The 16,819-nt window shown below is 65.7% G+C and carries 15 protein-coding genes; 8 read left to right on the forward strand and 7 right to left on the reverse strand.

Annotated elements, in window-relative coordinates:
- Positions 1 to 22: 22 nt before the first annotated feature.
- From PFY01_RS07050 to PFY01_RS07080, 7 genes are all read left to right on the forward strand, one after another.
- Positions 23 to 1,261, forward strand: a complete 1,239-nt coding sequence (locus PFY01_RS07050; protein ID WP_271042931.1) for a putative DNA modification/repair radical SAM protein — start codon at positions 23 to 25, stop codon at positions 1,259 to 1,261.
- Complete coding sequence (locus PFY01_RS07055) at positions 1,261 to 2,715, forward strand: UdgX family uracil-DNA binding protein (protein WP_271042932.1); 1,455 nt, start codon at positions 1,261 to 1,263, stop codon at positions 2,713 to 2,715. Before PFY01_RS07050 ends, PFY01_RS07055 begins: the two co-directional genes overlap by 1 nt.
- Positions 2,716 to 2,943: 228 nt before the next feature.
- Positions 2,944 to 4,059 (forward strand): MlaE family ABC transporter permease, encoded by a 1,116-nt coding sequence (locus PFY01_RS07060; protein ID WP_153923553.1) that lies wholly within the window; start codon positions 2,944 to 2,946, stop codon positions 4,057 to 4,059.
- Positions 4,056 to 4,832 (forward strand): ABC transporter ATP-binding protein, encoded by a 777-nt coding sequence (locus PFY01_RS07065; protein WP_153923552.1) that lies wholly within the window; start codon positions 4,056 to 4,058, stop codon positions 4,830 to 4,832. Before PFY01_RS07060 ends, PFY01_RS07065 begins: the two co-directional genes overlap by 4 nt.
- Positions 4,833 to 4,844: 12 nt before the next feature.
- The gene (locus PFY01_RS07070; protein ID WP_066623098.1) at positions 4,845 to 5,783 is read left to right on the forward strand and encodes an MlaD family protein; all 939 of its coding nucleotides are present in this window, start codon (positions 4,845 to 4,847) and stop codon (positions 5,781 to 5,783) included.
- Positions 5,780 to 6,430, forward strand: a complete 651-nt coding sequence (locus tag PFY01_RS07075; protein WP_066551978.1) for an ABC-type transport auxiliary lipoprotein family protein — start codon at positions 5,780 to 5,782, stop codon at positions 6,428 to 6,430. The genes PFY01_RS07070 and PFY01_RS07075 overlap by 4 nt, the downstream gene beginning before the upstream one ends.
- Before the next feature lie 94 nt (positions 6,431 to 6,524).
- Positions 6,525 to 7,427: a hypothetical protein gene (locus tag PFY01_RS07080; protein WP_271042933.1), complete on the forward strand. Its 903-nt coding sequence runs from the start codon at positions 6,525 to 6,527 to the stop codon at positions 7,425 to 7,427.
- Positions 7,428 to 7,430: 3 nt separating this feature from the next.
- Here PFY01_RS07080 and uvrA read toward each other — a convergent pair whose 3' ends face one another.
- The 3 genes from uvrA to PFY01_RS07095 form a co-directional block, all read right to left on the reverse strand.
- Positions 7,431 to 10,376, reverse strand: coding sequence for an excinuclease ABC subunit UvrA (gene uvrA / locus PFY01_RS07085; protein WP_271042934.1), 2,946 nt, complete (start codon positions 10,374 to 10,376; stop codon positions 7,431 to 7,433).
- A 110-nt stretch (positions 10,377 to 10,486) separates the two neighbouring features.
- A complete protein-coding gene (locus PFY01_RS07090; RefSeq protein WP_271042935.1) occupies positions 10,487 to 10,981 on the reverse strand; it encodes a group III truncated hemoglobin in 495 nt (164 codons plus the stop codon).
- 25 nt (positions 10,982 to 11,006) lie between these two features.
- On the reverse strand, positions 11,007 to 11,441 hold the full coding sequence (locus PFY01_RS07095; RefSeq protein WP_271042936.1) for a hypothetical protein: 435 nt from the start codon (positions 11,439 to 11,441) through the stop codon (positions 11,007 to 11,009).
- Between the two features lie 175 nt (positions 11,442 to 11,616).
- On the opposite strand from PFY01_RS07095, the gene PFY01_RS07100 reads away from it, so the two are divergent.
- On the forward strand, positions 11,617 to 13,227 hold the full coding sequence (locus PFY01_RS07100; RefSeq protein WP_271042937.1) for an ABC-F family ATP-binding cassette domain-containing protein: 1,611 nt from the start codon (positions 11,617 to 11,619) through the stop codon (positions 13,225 to 13,227).
- 6 nt (positions 13,228 to 13,233) lie between these two features.
- Here PFY01_RS07100 and PFY01_RS07105 read toward each other — a convergent pair whose 3' ends face one another.
- The 4 genes from PFY01_RS07105 to PFY01_RS07120 form a co-directional block, all read right to left on the reverse strand.
- Positions 13,234 to 14,811, reverse strand: a complete 1,578-nt coding sequence (locus PFY01_RS07105; protein WP_271042938.1) for an EAL domain-containing protein — start codon at positions 14,809 to 14,811, stop codon at positions 13,234 to 13,236.
- 103 nt (positions 14,812 to 14,914) lie between these two features.
- Positions 14,915 to 15,352, reverse strand: coding sequence for a flagellar basal-body protein FlbY (locus tag PFY01_RS07110; protein ID WP_271042939.1), 438 nt, complete (start codon positions 15,350 to 15,352; stop codon positions 14,915 to 14,917).
- Positions 15,349 to 15,651, reverse strand: coding sequence for a rod-binding protein (locus PFY01_RS07115; RefSeq protein WP_271042940.1), 303 nt, complete (start codon positions 15,649 to 15,651; stop codon positions 15,349 to 15,351). Before PFY01_RS07115 ends, PFY01_RS07110 begins: the two co-directional genes overlap by 4 nt.
- Positions 15,652 to 15,653: 2 nt before the next feature.
- The gene (locus PFY01_RS07120) at positions 15,654 to 16,766 is read right to left on the reverse strand and encodes a flagellar basal body P-ring protein FlgI (protein ID WP_420197065.1); all 1,113 of its coding nucleotides are present in this window, start codon (positions 16,764 to 16,766) and stop codon (positions 15,654 to 15,656) included.
- Positions 16,767 to 16,819 lie beyond the last annotated feature (53 nt).

The raw sequence follows: 16,819 nt of genomic DNA on the forward strand, positions 1-16,819 counted from the left end.
GTTCTGGAACGTATCATGAACGATGGCCCGTCTCGATCTGCGTCGAAAACTCTCCGTTCTGGCTGACGCCGCCAAGTATGACGCCTCGTGTTCGTCGTCCGGAACGTCGAAACGAAACTCCGTCGGCGGCAAGGGGATCGGCTCGACCGAAGGCATGGGCATCTGTCATGCCTATACGCCGGACGGTCGATGCATCAGTCTGCTCAAGATCCTGCTGACCAACTTCTGCATCTACGACTGCGCCTATTGCATCAATCGCGTGTCATCAAATGTGGAGCGCGCGCGCTTCGATGTCGACGAGGTCGTCGACCTGACGCTCAACTTCTACAAGCGCAACTATATCGAGGGCCTCTTTCTGTCGTCGGGCATCATTCGATCCGGCGACTATACGATGGAGCAGCTGGTCCTGGTGGCCAAGACGCTGCGGGAAGTCCACGATTTCCGAGGTTATATTCATCTGAAGCTGATCCCGGAGGCGGATCCGAAGCTGGTGGAGATGGCGGGACTGTATGCCGACCGCCTGTCAGCCAATATCGAGCTTCCACGCGACGAGGCGCTGGCGCGACTTGCGCCGCAAAAGGATGTCGGGGTCATTAAAAAGGCGATGAGCCAGGTGCGCCTGGGCGTCGAGGCGGCCAAGCCGGCCAAACGTGAAAAGATCAAACCGCCGAAGTTCGCGCCGGGCGGCCAGAGCACCCAGCTGATCATCGGCGCCGACGGCGCGCCGGATACGGAAATCCTGGATCGCAGCGCTTCGCTCTACGGCGGTTACGGCCTGCGTCGCGTCTATTATTCGGCGTTCAGCCCCATCCCGGACTCCAGTTCGATCCTGCCGCTGTCTAAGCCGCCGCTGATGCGTGAGCATCGGCTGTATCAGGCCGATTGGCTGATGCGGTTCTATGGCTTCTCCGCGCCGGAGATTGGCGAGGGGGCATCGAACGGCATGCTCGATCTGGCGGTCGACCCCAAACTGGCTTGGGCTCTGAACAAGCGCGAGCAATTTCCCGTCGATGTGAACCGCGCGCCGCGCGAGATGCTGCTCCGTGTGCCGGGGCTGGGCGTGAAAGCTGTGGACCGGATCGTCGCGGTGCGCCGCTATCGGACCCTGCGGCTGGAGGACGTCGGACGACTGACGCGATCGGTTGCCAAGATTCGGCCCTTCATTACGGCGCTGGACTGGACGCCAGGCGGTCTGACGGACGCGGCGGACCTCAAGGCGCGCGTGACCAGCCGAACGCCCGAGCAGTTGAGCCTGTTCTGATGGCGGTGGCGACGCTGGACGGTGAGACCGACTTCGACGGCTGGCGGAAAGCGGCGCGCGCGTTTCGATTGGCGGGTGTGGAGCCTGCGGCGGCGCGGTTCGTCGTGGCGGGGACGATGGAACAGGGCGGGCTTTTCGATCAGCCGATTGCCGAAGAGGCGTCGCCGACGCCGGATGAGCGCAGAGCTTTCAACGTCCCGAAAGAGTTCGTGGACCTAGCCCAGAACCTGATCCTGCATCGATCCGCTGACCGTTTCGATCTGATGTATCGGCTGCTGTGGCGGCTGAAGGATGAGCCGGACCTGATCAAGGTCATTTCAGACCGGGACGTCGCCGACGCGCTGGAGCGGGTCAAGAACGTCAGCCGGGCTTCGCACAAGATGAAGGCCTTCGTTCGCTTTCGCCAGGTGCATGACGATCTGGGCGAGGCCTGGGTGGCGTGGTTCGAGCCGCCGCATCGGGTTTTGGAAAAGACCGCGCCCTTCTTCCAGCGGCGATTCACGACCATGCGCTGGTCGATCCTGACGCCGGATGGTTCGGCCTTTTGGGATGGAGAAGCCTTGCGGTTCGGCCCGCCAGCCACCCGCGACATGGCGCCGGCCGAAGACGAGATCGAGGATTTCTGGAAGGCCTACTACGCCTCGACCTTCAATCCCGCGCGGCTGAAGGTGAAGACGATGCACGGAGAGATGGCCAAGTCCTATTGGAAGAACCTGCCGGAAGCCGCCCTGATCCCGGAACTGGTCGCGGCCTCGTCGGTTCGAACCGAGACCATGGTCGCCACGCCGTCTCCTCAGCCCAATCCGCGTTTCGCGCGCGCCGTCGCACCTGACCTCCATTTGGCGCGTCCCGACGCCGAGGCCGTGCCCGAAAACCTAGACGATGTCGCAGGCGGCGTTCAGGCCTGTCGCCGTTGCCCGCTTTACCGCGACGCGACGCAGGGCGTGTGCGGGGAGGGGCCGAAGTCGGCGCGTCTGATGATCGTCGGCGAGCAGCCGGGCGATCAGGAGGATCTGGCGGGCCGCGCCTTCATCGGGCCGGCGGGACAGGTGCTGAACGCCGCCTTGGCCAAGGCCGGCATTGATCGATCCGACGTCTATGTCACCAACGCGGTCAAACACTTCAAACACGAACCGCGCGGCAAACGTCGCCTGCACAAGACGCCGAATGCGGGCGAGGTTCAGGCCTGCCGCTGGTGGCTGGATTCGGAGCGAAGGCTGATCAAGCCGCAGGTCGTGCTGGCCCTGGGGGCGACGGCGGGTTTGGCGTTGCTGGGTCGCAAGCCGGCTGTGATGCAGGAACGCGGCGCGCCGATCGACCTGAGCGACGGATCGACCGCCGCACTGACGGTCCACCCCTCCTATCTGCTGCGGCTTCCGGACGAGGCGGCGAAGTCCGAGGCGAGACGGTTGTTCATTGAGGATCTGACGGCCGTGCAGCGTCGTATGAGGTGACGCGAGAACGAATCCCGTTCGGCCGCGTTTGGCATCAGCGCCAGCGTGACCGTTGGACGTTTCATCGGGGGAGGCGATCTCGACACGGTCGATCGACAAACATCCGCGCGAATGTCATCGCGCGTTGACATCGAATGCCGGCTTGACCATTAGCGCGGCAGGGATTTCGGCTGTCTGTTCAGAGCGTCAGGGGAAAATCGCGATGTCAGATCGGTCTTCAGGGGCGCGATGAACACGGCTGCATACGAAATCGTCGATAGAGATGGCGAGGCCCGTCTGCGCCTGACCGGCGACTGGACGACCACGGCGCTGGGTCGTCTGCCGACGGAACTGAGCCGCGATCTGGAAGGCCGCGATATCGCCAGCATCGACACCTCGGATCTCGGTCGCTTCGATACCGCCGGCGCGCTAGCCTTGGTGCAGGCCTCAAGCGGCCGCCTGGCCAAGAGCCAGTGGAAGGACCGACCCGAGGCCGGTCGTATCTACCACATGATCGAACTTCTGGAGCGCCAAAGCGCCCCGGCGCCGAAACGCCCCAGCGCCTTCGTGCGCACCTTCGCCAAGATCGGCCGTGGCGTTTACGATTTCGGCGGAGAGGCCATGTTGTCGCTGGCCTTCTTGGGTCGGCTGATGGCCGCCGTGGTGGAAGCCGCCAAACACCCCGGCGGCATCCGCTGGCCGGCCTGGGTCAGTCAGGCCGAGCGCGCGGGGCTGGACGCCATTCCGATCGTCATGATCACCAACTTCTTCATCGGCGCGGTCATCGCCTTCATCGGCGTGGATTTGCTGACCGACTTCGGCGCCCAGGTGTTTGCGGTTCAGCTGATCGGCGTCGCCATGTTCCGTGAGTTCGCAGTGGTCATCGCCTCTGTCTTGTTGGCTGGACGTTCGGCTTCGGCCTTTGCGGCCGAGATCGGATCGATGCGGATGAACCAGGAGGTCGACGCCATGCAGGTCATGGGCGTCAACCCGTTCCAGGCCCTGGTGATTCCGCGCGTCGCGTCCCTGGTGCTGATGCTGCCGCTGCTGACCTTCATGGGCATGATCGGCGGCCTGGTCGGCGGTCTGGTCGTGTGCTGGAGCTCGCTGAATCTCGGTCCGTCCTTCTTCTTCCAGCGTCTGGTCGAAGATGGCACCATGGCCCAGCATCTGATGGTCGGTCTGGTGAAGGCGCCGGTCTTCGCCCTGGTGATCGCCGCCATCGGTTGCCGTCAGGGCATGTCGGTCGCCGGCGACGTCGAAAGCCTGGGCCGGCGCGTGACGGCCGCCGTGGTTCAGGCCATCTTCGCCATCATCTTCCTAGACGCCGTGTTCGCCCTGGTGTTCCTGGAGCTGAACATATGACCGAAGCACCAGAAAACCTGATTGAGGTGCGCGGCCTGTTGAGCCAGTTCGGCGAGCGCACCATCCACGAGAATCTCGACCTCGACCTGGTGCGCGGCGAAGTCATGGGCGTCGTCGGCGGATCGGGCGCGGGCAAGACCGTACTGCTGAACACAATCATCGGACTGAAAGAGCCCGAGGGCGGGTCGGTGAAGGTGCTGGGCTACGACCGTGCGACCCTGACCGACGATCAGTCGGCGGACATCGAGCGCCGCACCGGCATCCTGTTTCAGCAGGGCGCGCTGTTCTCGTCGCTGAGCGTGCTGGAGAATGTTGCCTCGCCCTTGGTCGAGCACACCAAACTGCCCAAAGCGATCATCTATGAACTGGCCGAACTCAAGATCGCCATGGTGGGCCTCAAACCCGAGCACCACCACCTGAAGCCCGCCGAGCTGTCGGGCGGCATGAAGAAGCGCGCCGGCCTGGCGCGTGCGCTGGCGCTGGACCCGGAACTGGTGTTTCTGGACGAGCCGACGGCGGGTCTGGATCCCATCGGCGCGGCTGCGTTCGACGATCTGATCCGGCAACTGGCGGACGACCTGGGTCTGTCCGTCTTCATGATCACCCATGACCTCGATACGCTCTACGCCATCTGTGACAAGGTGGCGGTGCTGGCGGACAAGCGGGTCGTGGAAAAGGCCACGGTGCAGGAGCTGGAAGGCTCCGACCATCCGTGGATCAAAGAATATTTCCTGGGGCCGCGCGGACGCGCAGCCACCAAGTCTGCCGCCTGAGGAGAGCGGATCATGGAAAGAGACGCACATTACGCCGCCGTCGGCATCGCCACCGTCGCCCTTCTGGCGGCCCTGGCGGTGTTCACCATCTGGCTGGCCCGGCTGCAGTTCAACAGCGACTACGACATGTACGACATCGTCTTCTATGGGCCCGTGAATGGACTGTCCGAAGGCGGCGAGGTGCATTTCAACGGCATCCGCGTCGGCGAGGTCACTGACCTGAACATCGACACCAAGCGCGGCGACCAAGTCATCGCCCGTGTCCGCGTTGACGGCACGACGCCGGTGCGCGTCACCTCGCGCGCGCAGCTGGAGCCGCAAGGCATCACCGGTCTGAACTACATCCAGATCACCGCGGGCTCGCCCAACAGCGCCCTGCTGAAAGAGCAGTATCCGGATAATGTCGTGCCCGTGCTGCAAAGCCAGCCGTCGCCGATCGCTGAACTGTTGAGTGGTTCGGGCACGGTTCTGGCCCAGACCGTGGATGCGCTGAACCGGATCAACCGCGTCATGTCCGACGACAATATCCGCAGCTTCTCCACCAGCGTGAAGAACGTCGAAGCGCTCACGACGGAACTGGAAGCCCGCAAGGCCATCTTCCAGCAGCTGGAAGACGCCGTGACCAACGCCAACGCCGCGGTGAAGGAATATCAGGCCCTGGCCGTCGACACGCGTCAGATCATCAATACGGACGGTCGCCAGGCCATCGCCAATATCAACTCGGCAACGGCGGAGGCCCGCACGGCGATCGCCTCGGCCAACCGTTCGATCACGGGTCTGGAGCGTCCTTTGGGTGACTTTGCGACGACCAGCCTGCCGCAACTGACCGGCACGATCGAAGAATTGCAGGACGCCACCCGGTCTCTGCAATCCCTGATCGACGACGTCCGCGCCAGCCCGCGTGACTTCATCGGTCGTCCCAAATCCAAAGAGCTGGAGGTGCAGCCGTGATCCTTCGTCCTGTCCTTCGACTGGCGGCGTCCGCCGCTGTCCTGACCGCGCTGAGCGGGTGCGCCCTGCTATCGTCGCCGGACCCGGTGCAGAACTATCGGTTCGGCCTGCCGATGGCCGCGCCGTCGGCGGTGGGCGACACACCTGCGCCCCTTACGGTTTCGATCCGCCGCATCGAGTTCCCGCAGGCGACCGGCGACGACAAGATCCTGGGCGTCACGGGTCTAGAGACGGCCTATATCGGCGGCGCACGCTGGGTGTCGCCGGCCTCGACCCTGTTCGACGACAGCCTGAAGGCGGCCTTCGCCAACCGCGCCGACCGCATTCGCGTGCTGGGTCGCCGCGAGCCGGGGACGCCGCCGCTGATCCTGCAGGTCACGGTCACGACGTTCGAGGCGCGATACGCCGCGCCGGGCGCCGTGCCGGATGTCGTCGTGACCGCGCGGGCGCAGCTGCGCTCCACCCCGGAACGGCGCGCTGGCGGCGGGACCATTCGTCCCGAGGAAGGGCGCTCGGTCGAGCGGGTGTTCACCGTGACCCAGCCTGCCGGCGACAACCGCGTGTCCGCCATCGTCGCAGCTTTCGACACGGCGACGCGCGACATCAACACCCAGATCGCCGACTGGACGATCGCCTCCGCGAACTGAGGCGATCGAACGCATGATGCCGGGACGGCGGCGGTGCGGGACGTAGGCTTGCGGATGCGGTAGGGTGCGCCGCGAATCTGCTCCCGGAGTTGTCATGAGTTTTTCCGCCACCGACGCGGCCTTCGAAGGCTTCCGGGTCGTTCGCCGGCATCCGATCGTCGCGGTCGCCTGGGGCCTGGTCTATCTGGCCGTCTATGTCGCCATGTTCGGCCTGGGCGCAGACAAGTGGGCCAGTCTGATGGCGGCGGGTGAAGCGCTGGAACAGTCGGCCAACCCGTCGATGGCGGAGTTTCAGGCCCTGGGCCAGACCTATGCCGGAGCCCTGATCTGGGCCGCGCCCATCGGCCTGCTGGTTGGCGCGGTGCTCAGCGCCGCGGTGGCGCGCTCGGTCTTGCGGCCGGACGAGTCGTCGTGGGGCTATCTGCGCCTTGGTATGGATGAGGTGCGGGTCTTGGCGGTCAGTCTGATCGTCAGCCTGGCTGTCGGTCTAACGTCGGGCGTCGGTATGATGGCGGTCGGCGCGGCCATCGGTTTCGGCGCGGCGTCGGGTCAGGCGCTGCTGATTTTGGCCGGCGTGCTGCTGATCTTCGCCGTCTTTGCGCTGATCGTCTGGCTGGCGATCAAGTTGAGTCTCGCGGTGCCGATGACGATCGATCGCCGCAAGATCACCATCGTGGAATCGTTCGCCGCCACCAAGGGGCATTTCTGGTCGCTGCTGGGCATGGCCGTGATCGCCATCATCATGTCCCTGATCGTCAGCATCCTGGGCATGATCATCGGCGCAGCCGCAGACCTCGCCACCGGCGGCATCCAGACGCTGGCGCGCTTCGACGGCGAGGGACTGGGTCAGATCCTGATGCAGGCCTGGCCGGCGATCCTGGTGTCGTCGATCGTCAACGCCTTCCTCGCCGCGCTGCAACTCGCGGTGCTGTATGCCCCGTTCGCAGCGGCCTGGAATGGGCTTCGAGGCGGTCAGTCGACCGACGTCTTTTCCTGACGATCAGGCCGACGCCTTCACCCTTTTCTTCTTGGCCGGAGGATCAACGGAGCCGCCCAGGGCCGCCACGCGCGCCTTGCGGCGGTCCTCGTGCCGATCCAGCACCTCCTTGAGGTATTTGCCGGTCCAGCTGGCCTTGTTGTCCGCGACCTGTTCGGGCGTGCCGACCGCAACGATCTCGCCGCCGCCGTCGCCGCCTTCAGGTCCGAAGTCGAGCAGATAGTCGGCGACCTTGATGACATCGAGGTTGTGTTCGATCACCACGATGGTGTTGCCGGCCTCGACCAGTTCCTGCAGCACCTCGAGCAGCTTGCGCGTATCCTCGAAGTGCAGGCCGGTCGTCGGCTCGTCGAGGATGTAGAGGGTGCGGCCGGTGGCGCGCTTGGACAGCTCCTTGGACAGTTTGACCCGCTGAGCCTCTCCGCCCGACAGGGTGGTCGCCGGCTGGCCGACCTTGACGTAGCCCAGGCCCACGCGTTCAAGCGTCAGCATCTTGTCGCGGATCGGCGGCACGGCCTTGAAGAAGGTCGCCGCCTCCTCGACCGTCATGTCCAGCACGTCTGAAATGGACTTGCCCTTGAACACGATCTCCAGCGTCTCGCGGTTGTAGCGTTTGCCCTTGCAGACGTCGCAGGTGACATAGACGTCGGGCAGGAAGTGCATCTCGATCTTGATGACGCCGTCGCCTTGGCAGGCTTCGCAACGCCCGCCCTTGACGTTGAAGCTGAATCGGCCGGGGCCGTAGCCGCGCGCCTTGGATTCCGGCAGGCCGGCGTACCAGTCGCGAATGGGCCCGAAGGCGCCCGTGTAGGTCGCGGGGTTCGAGCGCGGCGTGCGGCCGATGGGCGACTGGTCGATGTCGATGACCTTGTCGAAATGCTCCAGCCCTTCGATCCGGTCGAACGGGGCAGGGGCCTCCGATGCATTGTTCAGGCGACGCGCGGCGGCCTTGTACAGGGTCTCGATGGTGAAGGTGGACTTGCCGCCGCCCGAGACGCCGGTGATGCAGGTGAAGACGCCGACCGGAATTTCGCCAGTGACGCTCTTCAGATTGTTGCCGCTGGCGCCGCTGATCTTCAGCATCCGCTTGCGGTTGATGGGGCGGCGACCCTCGGCGGGGATTTCGATCTCGCGCTCGCCGGTCAGGTATTTGCCGGTCAGGGACTTGGGGTTGGCCATGACCTGGGCCGGCGTGCCCTCGGCGCAGACCTGGCCGCCATGAACACCGGCGGCCGGGCCCATGTCGATGACGTAGTCCGCAGTCAGGATGGCTTCTTCGTCATGCTCGACCACGAGGACCGAGTTGCCGAGATCGCGCAGCCCCTTCAGGCTTTCCAGCAGGCGGGTATTGTCGCGTTGGTGCAGGCCGATGGACGGCTCGTCCAGCACATAGAGGACGCCGGTGAGGCCCGAGCCAATCTGCGACGCCAGGCGGATGCGCTGGCTCTCGCCGCCCGAAAGGGTGCCGGAGGATCGCGACAGGTTCAGATAGTCCAGGCCGACGTTGTTTAGGAACCGAAGCCGGTCGCAGATCTCCTTCAGGATGCGCCGGGCGATCTCCATCTGCTTTTCGGTCAGGTTCTCTTCCAGCGTCGAGAACCACAGATAGGCCTTGGAGATCGACAGGGTGGAGATGTCGGCGATGTCCTCGCCACCGACCTTGACCGCCAGGGCCTCGGGCTTCAGCCGCTTGCCGTGGCAGGCGTCGCAGGGCGTCTCGGACTGATAGCGCGCCAGTTCCTCACGCACCCAGGCGCTGTCGGTCTCGCGCCAGCGGCGCTCCAGATTCGGCAGGACGCCCTCGAACGGCTTGGAGACCTCGTACTTTCGGGCGTTGTCGTCATAGACGAACTTGATCTTCTCCGACCCCGTGCCGTGCAGGATGGCCTTGTGCGCCTGGGCGGGCAGGTCGCGCCACGGCTTGTCCATCGAGAAGCCGTAGTGGAGGCTCAGCGACTGCAGCGTCTGGGTGTAGAGCGGCGACGGCCCACGCGCCCATGGCGCCACGGCGCCCTTATGCAGGGTCTTGTCGCGGTCCGGGATCACCAGATCGGCGTCGAACGCCAGCTTGACCCCCAGTCCGTCGCAGACCGGGCAGGCGCCGAAGGGGTTGTTGAATGAGAACAGGCGCGGCTCGATCTCGCTGATCGTGAAACCCGACACCGGGCAGGCGAAGCGTTCGGAAAACAGGATGGAGCGCGGCGCTGTCTCGCCTTCCGCGGTCGAGGCCCATTCGGCGTTGGCGATGCCATCGGCCAGACCCAGCGCCGTCTGCAAGCTGTCGGCGTAGCGCGCTTCCTGATCCGGTTTGGTGACGATCCGGTCCACGACGATGTCGATGTCGTGCTTGAACTTCTTGTCCAGGGCGGGCGCTTCGTCGATCGGATAGAACTGGCCGTCGATCTTCAGCCGCTGGAAGCCCTGTCGCTGCCACTCGGCGATTTCCTTCTTGTACTCGCCCTTGCGGCCGCGAACGACAGGAGCGAGCAGCAGGATGCGCTCACCATCGGGCAGGGCGACCAGCTTGTCGACCATCTGACTGACGGTCTGGCTCTCGATGGGCAGGCCGGTCGCCGGCGAATAGGGCACGCCGACCCGCGCCCACAGCAGACGCATATAGTCGTGGATTTCCGTCACCGTGCCGACGGTCGAGCGCGGGTTCTTGGACGTTGTCTTCTGTTCGATGGAAATGGCCGGGGACAGGCCCTCGATCAGATCCACGTCCGGCTTGCCCATCAGCTCCAGGAACTGGCGGGCATAGGCCGACAGGCTTTCGACATAGCGGCGCTGCCCCTCGGCATAGATGGTGTCGAACGCCAGCGAGGACTTGCCCGACCCCGACAGGCCGGTCATCACGACCAACTGCTCACGCGGAATGTCGAGATCCACGCCCTTGAGGTTATGCTCGCGGGCGCCGCGAACGCGGATAAAGTTGTGCTTTTCGGTCATGCTGTCCGGAGAACGCGGAGGAGGGCCGGCGGGTCCGGCGCGACATCGCTATATGGGGACGAATTGCGGGATTGAAGCAAGAACAATGTAGGAACATTGCGGCCGGCGCATCATTCCGGCGTCCACGCCTGTGTGGGCCGCACGAAACGCTCGCCCTTGGCCAGAAGAACGCCGCTGGCGTTGGCGACGCCTAGTTCCAGGCTTTCGGCGATGCGGCGGGCGCGTTCGACGAAGTGGTCAGCGGCGACGGATGGACACAGGGTGCGCGCGGTTTCGGCGAACAGCTCCAGCCAGCGATCGAAATGCCGCGCATCAATGGGAAGTGGCAGGTGTTTCGGCATCGGCCGACCCTGGTAGACGCCGGTGGACAGGGCGACCGACGACCAAAACAGCTTCATCTGCTTCAGATGCGGCGCCCAGTCCGTGATCCTGTCTGCGAAGATCGGGCCGATCAGGGCGTCGTTGCGGACACGGGCGTAAAAGCCTTCGACCAGGGCGTCGATCATGGCTTCGTCTATGCCCGTTTCGTCCCGCAGGCGCTGGATGGCGGCCTCGCGCCGCGCGGCGGCGCCGGCGGGGTCGTCGATGCGGAAACGGCTTTGCATGACGGCTGGTCTAGCCGCCGCCATCCTATTGGTCGAGGAAGTCGCCGGCGTTGAACGACAGGATGCAGATGGCGTCACCACCCGTCGCATCGGTCGAGCAGGAATCGACGCCGTACAGGTCGGCCTCGACCTTTGCGGTCGAGCGGAACGTGCGGCCGTCACGCTGGAATGTCGATCCGATCTTCTCGCTCCAAGGGATCAAGGCCTTGGCGAGGGCGGCGGCCGGCGCACCCGTGCACGTGAACAGAATATACTCCGCGCCGTCCCCGTTGTCCGCGCGGCGGTAGGCATCGGCCGCGGCGGCCTGCTGAAGGCAGGCGGCATAGAGCCGCGCGTTGGGCGGCGGCGCCTGGGTCGGCACAGCGCTGTAGTTCGGGGGCGTAGGCGGCGCGTTCGGCGCGGTGGCGCAGGCGGCGCAAGCGAGGGCGGAGACGAGGACGAGCGTGATGACTGGCTTCATGGGGGTCTCCTCAAGGCCAAGCTTCTCACGCGGCCGTGTTCGACGCCAGACTTGCGCATTGCGGGATTACGACCCATCCTCCCTGTTCTGACGCGTTTTGCAGAAGGTTTGACGATCATGATCATCGCATTGGCCACCGGTTCCGCCCTGTCCGCCATGCTGCTCGTGATCCTCAATGCCAATCAGCCCAAGCCGAAACGCGTCCCCGTCCGCACTCGCGACACTCGACAAGGTCGCCGCTAGGACGCCGGACGGCGCCACCCTTTTCGACAATCTGAGCCTGACATTCGGGCCTGAGCGCACCGGCGTCGTCGGTCGCAATGGCGGGGGAAAGAGTACGCTGCTTCGCCTGATCTCGGGCGAAGTCGCGCCGGCTGGAGGGGCTGTCGCGCGAGCCGGAACGATCGGCGTCCTGGCTCAGCGCTATGAGCCAATGCCTGATGAGACCGTCGCTCAAACCCTGGGCGTTGGAGCGGCTCTGGCGGTTTTGGCGCGGGTTCTGGCGGGAGAGGGAACGGCCGACGATTTGGTCGAGGCGGACTGGACGCTGGAGACGCGTCTGGACGAGGCCTTGCGCGACGTCGGGTTGGCGGATTTGGACTACGATCGCCTGACGTGCAGTCTCAGCGGGGGCGAGCAGACGCGGTTGCGGCTGGCGGGTTTGAGGCTGGCCCAGCCCGATCTGATCCTGCTGGACGAGCCGACCAATCATCTGGATGCACAGGCGCGGGCGCTGGTCGCCGATGTCATCGCGCGTTGGGACGGCGGGGTCGTGGTGGTCAGCCATGATCGCAACCTGTTGCGCCGCATGGACCGAATCCTTGAGGTGTCGAGCTTGGGCGTCGCCAGCTATGGCGGCGGCTATGACGCCTATGTCGAGCGAAAAGCGCTGGAACGCGAGGCGGCGACGCGGAATCTGGCCGAAGCCCAACGCGAACTCACGCGTGTCGGCGCCGAGGCTCAGCAGCGCGCGGAGGCTCAGTCGCGCCGCGACGCCGCCGGCCGTCGCAAGGCCGCTAAGGGCGACATGCCGAAAATCCTGCTGGGCGCTCGGGCCGAGCGCGCCGAAAACACGGGCGGGCGCGGCGGCTTGCTGGCCGAACGTCAGGCCGCGGCCGCGCAGGACGCCTTGGCCTCAGCCCAGGCGCGCGTGGAGCGAACGCGGATGCTGGCGATCCCGATGCCGACGACCGGCCTGCCGACGGGACGGGCGGTGCTGACGTTGGAACAGGCGGGCTGGGCGACAGCTGAGGGGCGGGCGATCGTCGGGCCGATTGATTTGAAGCTGGTCGGGCCGGAACGGGTCGCGATCACGGGGCCGAACGGCGCGGGCAAGACGACCCTGTTGCGGCTGATCACCGGCGATCTGCAACCGACGACAGGGCGCGTCGAGCGGCCTGTGCGGGCGGCGCTGCTGGATCAGGAGGTCAAGATCCTGAGCCCGGACGAAACGCTGGTGGAGGCGTGGCGACGGTTGAACCCGAAAGGCTCGGTCAATGACGCACAGGCGGCGCTGGCGCGGTTCCTGTTTCGCAATACGGCGTCGCAGCGCCGGGTCGACGAACTTTCGGGCGGAGAGCGGCTGAGGGCGGGCCTGGCCTGCGTCATGACAGGCGCGACGCCGCCGCAGTTGCTGGTTCTGGACGAGCCGACGAACCACCTCGACCTGGACGCCATCGCGGCGGTCGAAGAGGCGCTGAACGCCTATGACGGCGCCTTGATCGTAGTGAGCCACGACGTGGATTTCCTGGCGGCGCTGAAGATCACGCGCACGGTCCAGCTCTGAGGTCGGTCAGCCCCAGGCCTCGACGGCGCCCTTGCGACGGACCATCGACGGGCTGGACAGTTGGGTGCGCGGCTCGGCTTCGGCGCGGCCGAACAGCCAGCCTTGGCCGTATTCGACGCCCGCCGCCTTGAGTTCTGCGGCGACGCCGTCGGTTTCGATCATCTCGGCGATGGTTTCCAGCCTCATCGAACGGCACATTTCGACGATGCTGTGCAGCATAGCCTTGGAGCGTTGGTCGGTCTGGATATCGCGAACGATGGCCCCGTCGATCTTGACCGAGTCCACCGACAGTTTGCGCAGATAGTCGAAGGCGGCGGCTCCCGCGCCGAAATCGTCGATGCAGACCTTGATGCCGGCTTCGCGCAGCCCGGCCAGGCGACGGTCGGCGGCTTCGATGTCTGCGACGGCTGAGGTTTCGGTCACCTCGACCATCAGGCGACGACGTTCTTCGGGCGCGCCAGCGGTCATGCGCAGCAACTGCTCGACATAGGTGTCGTCGCCCAGCGAGGCGCCAGAGACATTGATCGCCATCTTCAGCAGGCCGGCGCCGGGCTGGCGCATCCGCTTCAGCACCTTTTCCGCCACCGCGAGATCGAATGACTCGATCATGTCCAGCTCTTCGGCCATGCGAATGGCTTCGGCGGGACCGCCGTTGCCGCTGAATCGGGTCAGGGCCTCAAAGTGATGGACGGCTCGGGAATCCAGATGGACGATGGGCTGATAGTGAACCTGGAACTCGCGTGATTTGACCAGACTGCGGAAGGTCTCGGCGTCGCGGAAGGTGCGCTTCAGGGAGTCTGCGAAGGCGATCTGCGGATTGGCGAGGCCGTCGCCCTTCAGGCAGCCTTCGATGGCGAACCGCATGGCGCGCAGCACGCACAGGGAATCCGATCCCGGCGGCACGGGCGAGCTGAACGCCTCCGCACCCAGCGACAGGCCTTCGGCGCGACCGGCTTCCACGATCTCGGCGGCGATGTCGCGACGGTCGTTGGCGGGGCGGAGAAGGGCATAGCGGACGCCGGTGACCTGTGACGCGCTCGATCCCTCGACGGCGGCGGACTGAAGCGTGGCCTCGATGCGGCGGTTCAGACGATCGGCGGCTTCGCCGGTGACATTCTCCAACCCCGTGATGTCGAGGAAGGACAGGGCCAGGTCGGGATTGGACTCCAGCACGCGCCCGGCGTCGGCCAGGAAATCCTCCGGTTCCAGAAGCGGCCGTGTGTCCAGATCCTCCAGCGCAAAGGCCGGGCCTTCGTAGGAGATGGCGCAGGAGACGGCTGGCGCCATCTGCGGCAGGACGAAGGCGCGGAACGAGGCGCGGCGCACGCGGTCAGGTCCGGCCGCCACCAGGATCGATGTCGCGGGAATACGCACGCCGGCCTTCATGCCTTGCAGGGCGGTCAGGGTAGAGGCGCCGTCGTGCAGCAGATCGAGCAGGGGACGGCCCGTCCAGGTCGCGCCTGCGTCTTCGCCGGCCACGGCGCCCGCGCCGATCGCAAAGGCGACCACGCCTTTCGGATCCACCTCCACCAGGGTGTCGGCGGAAGCGAAGGCCAGGCCTAGGAGGCGAGTGGTCAGCGTCATGAGGCCATGCTGGCACACAGTCGCTTAAAAAATAGGCAATGACCCTTAGGACGCGAACCGTGATCGGCGAACGGCGAAGGGCCGTCCCTTCAGGCCATGTGTTTCAGGCCATTCGATTCAGGGCGACAGCGCGTCCGTCGCCTAGCGAGGCGCGGCCGTCGGCGGCATAGGCGGAGGCGGGTGTGCGAGCAGCGGTGACCTCCGCCGCGATGGCGCGGACTAGGCCCTCGGAAATTTGACGCGCGGCGTCGACGGCGCGGCTGTGACGAGTCAGGACGGCGTCGAACTCACGCGTGGCGTCGACCAGTGTGCTGCGGTCTTCGAGTGGAGCGCCGCTTAGTAGCGCCGGATTGGCCTTCACATGGGCGGAATCGCGCCGGTAGAGATTGGCCATCTCCTGCGTTTCCGACAGACCGGCCGCCACATCCTGTGGACGGCCATCGGCGAAAGCGGCTGTTTCGGCCTTCAGCCGCTCGGTCAGGCGCAAGGTCAGGGTCGTCAGCTGGCGAACGCGCGCCTGGGCCAGTTCAGTGTCGCTCATTGCCGGCCCTCCTGCATCTTCAGCATTTCGGCCATGACGGTGTTGCTCAGGCCGATGCCACCGGCCTTCACCGTGCTCTTGGCCATTTCGTCCAGCATGAAGCTGCGCCATGTCGCCTCGCCCTGACCGCCGCCGAACAGGCCGTCGGTCGACAGGCCTTCGAACATCGGCTTCAGCATCTGGGAAATGAAGGTGGCCTCGAAGGCTTTGGCGGTTTCCGCGATCTTGTCACGGTTCACGGCGGTCGGCGCAGCCGCGGCGGGGCGCAGCAGATCGGCGGAGACGCTCAGGTCGGTCATGCTCACATCACTTCGATGTCGGCCTGCAGGGCGCCGGCGGCCTTGATGGCCTGCAGAATGCTGATCATGTCACGCGGGCTGACGCCGAGGGCGTTCAGGCCGTTGACCAGGGTGGACAGGTTGGCGCCGCCGCCGACCAGCCGCATCTGGGTGCCCAGATCCTCTTCGACGTTCACCTGGGTCGAGGGCACGACGGCGGTCTGGCCCCGGCTGAAGGGCGCCGGCTGACTGACCTGCGGCTGTTCGTCCACCGATATGGTCAGATTGCCCTGGGCGATGGCGACGCGAGAGATGCGCACGGCGTCGCCCATGACGATGACGCCGTTGACCTCGTCGATGATGACCTTGGCGGGGGTGTCGACGCTGACGGCCAGGTTTTCGATCCGGCTGATGAAGCCCGCCATGCCCAGTTCACCAGGCGCGCGCAGGGCGACGACCGTGCCGTTCTCGGCCAAAGCCGATCCTGGATAGGCGGCGTTGACGACGGCGGCGACGCGCTGGGCAGTGGTGAAGTCGGGGTTGCGCAGGTTCAGGCGCACCTCGTTCATATTGGCCATCTGGAAGCCGGTCTCGCGCTCGACCAAGGCGCCCGAAGCGATGCGGCCCGCAGTCGGCACGCCGCGCGTCACCGACGACCCCGAACCGCCAGACGCCGAGACGGCGCCGGTCTGGACCGAGCCTTGCGCCACCGCATAGACCTGACCGTCCGCGCCTTGCAGGCTGGTGACAACCAGCGAACCGCCCAGCAGGCTCTTGGCGTCGCACATGGAGGCGACCGACACGTCGATGCGCGAGCCGGGCGTGGCGAATGCGGGCAGGTCGGCCGTGACCATGACGGCGGCCATATTCTTGGTGTTGGCGTTGGCCCCGCGAATGTTGACGCCCAGCCGCTCGGTCATGCCTTCCAACGACTGGCGGGTGAAGGGACAGTTGCGTAAGGAATCGCCCGTGCCGTTCAGCCCCATGACCATGCCGTAGCCGACCAACTGGTTGCCGCGCACGCCCTCGACGGCGGCAATGTCCTTGATGCGCGATTGCGACTGGGCCAGCGCCGAGGTCGCGCCGCCGGCGACGACGAGCGTCGCGGCGACTGAGGCGATCAGGCGGGCAGGCAGATTTTGCATCGGTCAGGCGTCCACGCAACGTTACGCCGTCATCCGTGCGAGGA

It is taken from the genome of Brevundimonas vesicularis, from assembly GCF_027886425.1.
GTDB lineage: Bacteria > Pseudomonadota > Alphaproteobacteria > Caulobacterales > Caulobacteraceae > Brevundimonas > Brevundimonas vesicularis_C.

Coding starts and splice junctions, on each gene's coding strand:
- PFY01_RS07050 (WP_271042931.1), top strand. CDS start 23: ATGGCCCGTCTCGATCTGCGTCGAAAACTCTCCGTTCTGGCTGACGCC.
- PFY01_RS07055 (WP_271042932.1), top strand. CDS start 1,261: ATGGCGGTGGCGACGCTGGACGGTGAGACCGACTTCGACGGCTGGCGG.
- PFY01_RS07060 (WP_153923553.1), top strand. CDS start 2,944: ATGAACACGGCTGCATACGAAATCGTCGATAGAGATGGCGAGGCCCGT.
- PFY01_RS07065 (WP_153923552.1), top strand. CDS start 4,056: ATGACCGAAGCACCAGAAAACCTGATTGAGGTGCGCGGCCTGTTGAGC.
- PFY01_RS07070 (WP_066623098.1), top strand. CDS start 4,845: ATGGAAAGAGACGCACATTACGCCGCCGTCGGCATCGCCACCGTCGCC.
- PFY01_RS07080 (WP_271042933.1), top strand. CDS start 6,525: ATGAGTTTTTCCGCCACCGACGCGGCCTTCGAAGGCTTCCGGGTCGTT.
- uvrA (WP_271042934.1), bottom strand. CDS start 10,376: ATGACCGAAAAGCACAACTTTATCCGCGTTCGCGGCGCCCGCGAGCAT.
- PFY01_RS07090 (WP_271042935.1), bottom strand. CDS start 10,981: ATGCAAAGCCGTTTCCGCATCGACGACCCCGCCGGCGCCGCCGCGCGG.
- PFY01_RS07095 (WP_271042936.1), bottom strand. CDS start 11,441: ATGAAGCCAGTCATCACGCTCGTCCTCGTCTCCGCCCTCGCTTGCGCC.
- PFY01_RS07100 (WP_271042937.1), top strand. CDS start 11,617: ATGCCAATCAGCCCAAGCCGAAACGCGTCCCCGTCCGCACTCGCGACA.
- PFY01_RS07105 (WP_271042938.1), bottom strand. CDS start 14,811: ATGACGCTGACCACTCGCCTCCTAGGCCTGGCCTTCGCTTCCGCCGAC.
- PFY01_RS07110 (WP_271042939.1), bottom strand. CDS start 15,352: ATGAGCGACACTGAACTGGCCCAGGCGCGCGTTCGCCAGCTGACGACC.
- PFY01_RS07115 (WP_271042940.1), bottom strand. CDS start 15,651: ATGACCGACCTGAGCGTCTCCGCCGATCTGCTGCGCCCCGCCGCGGCT.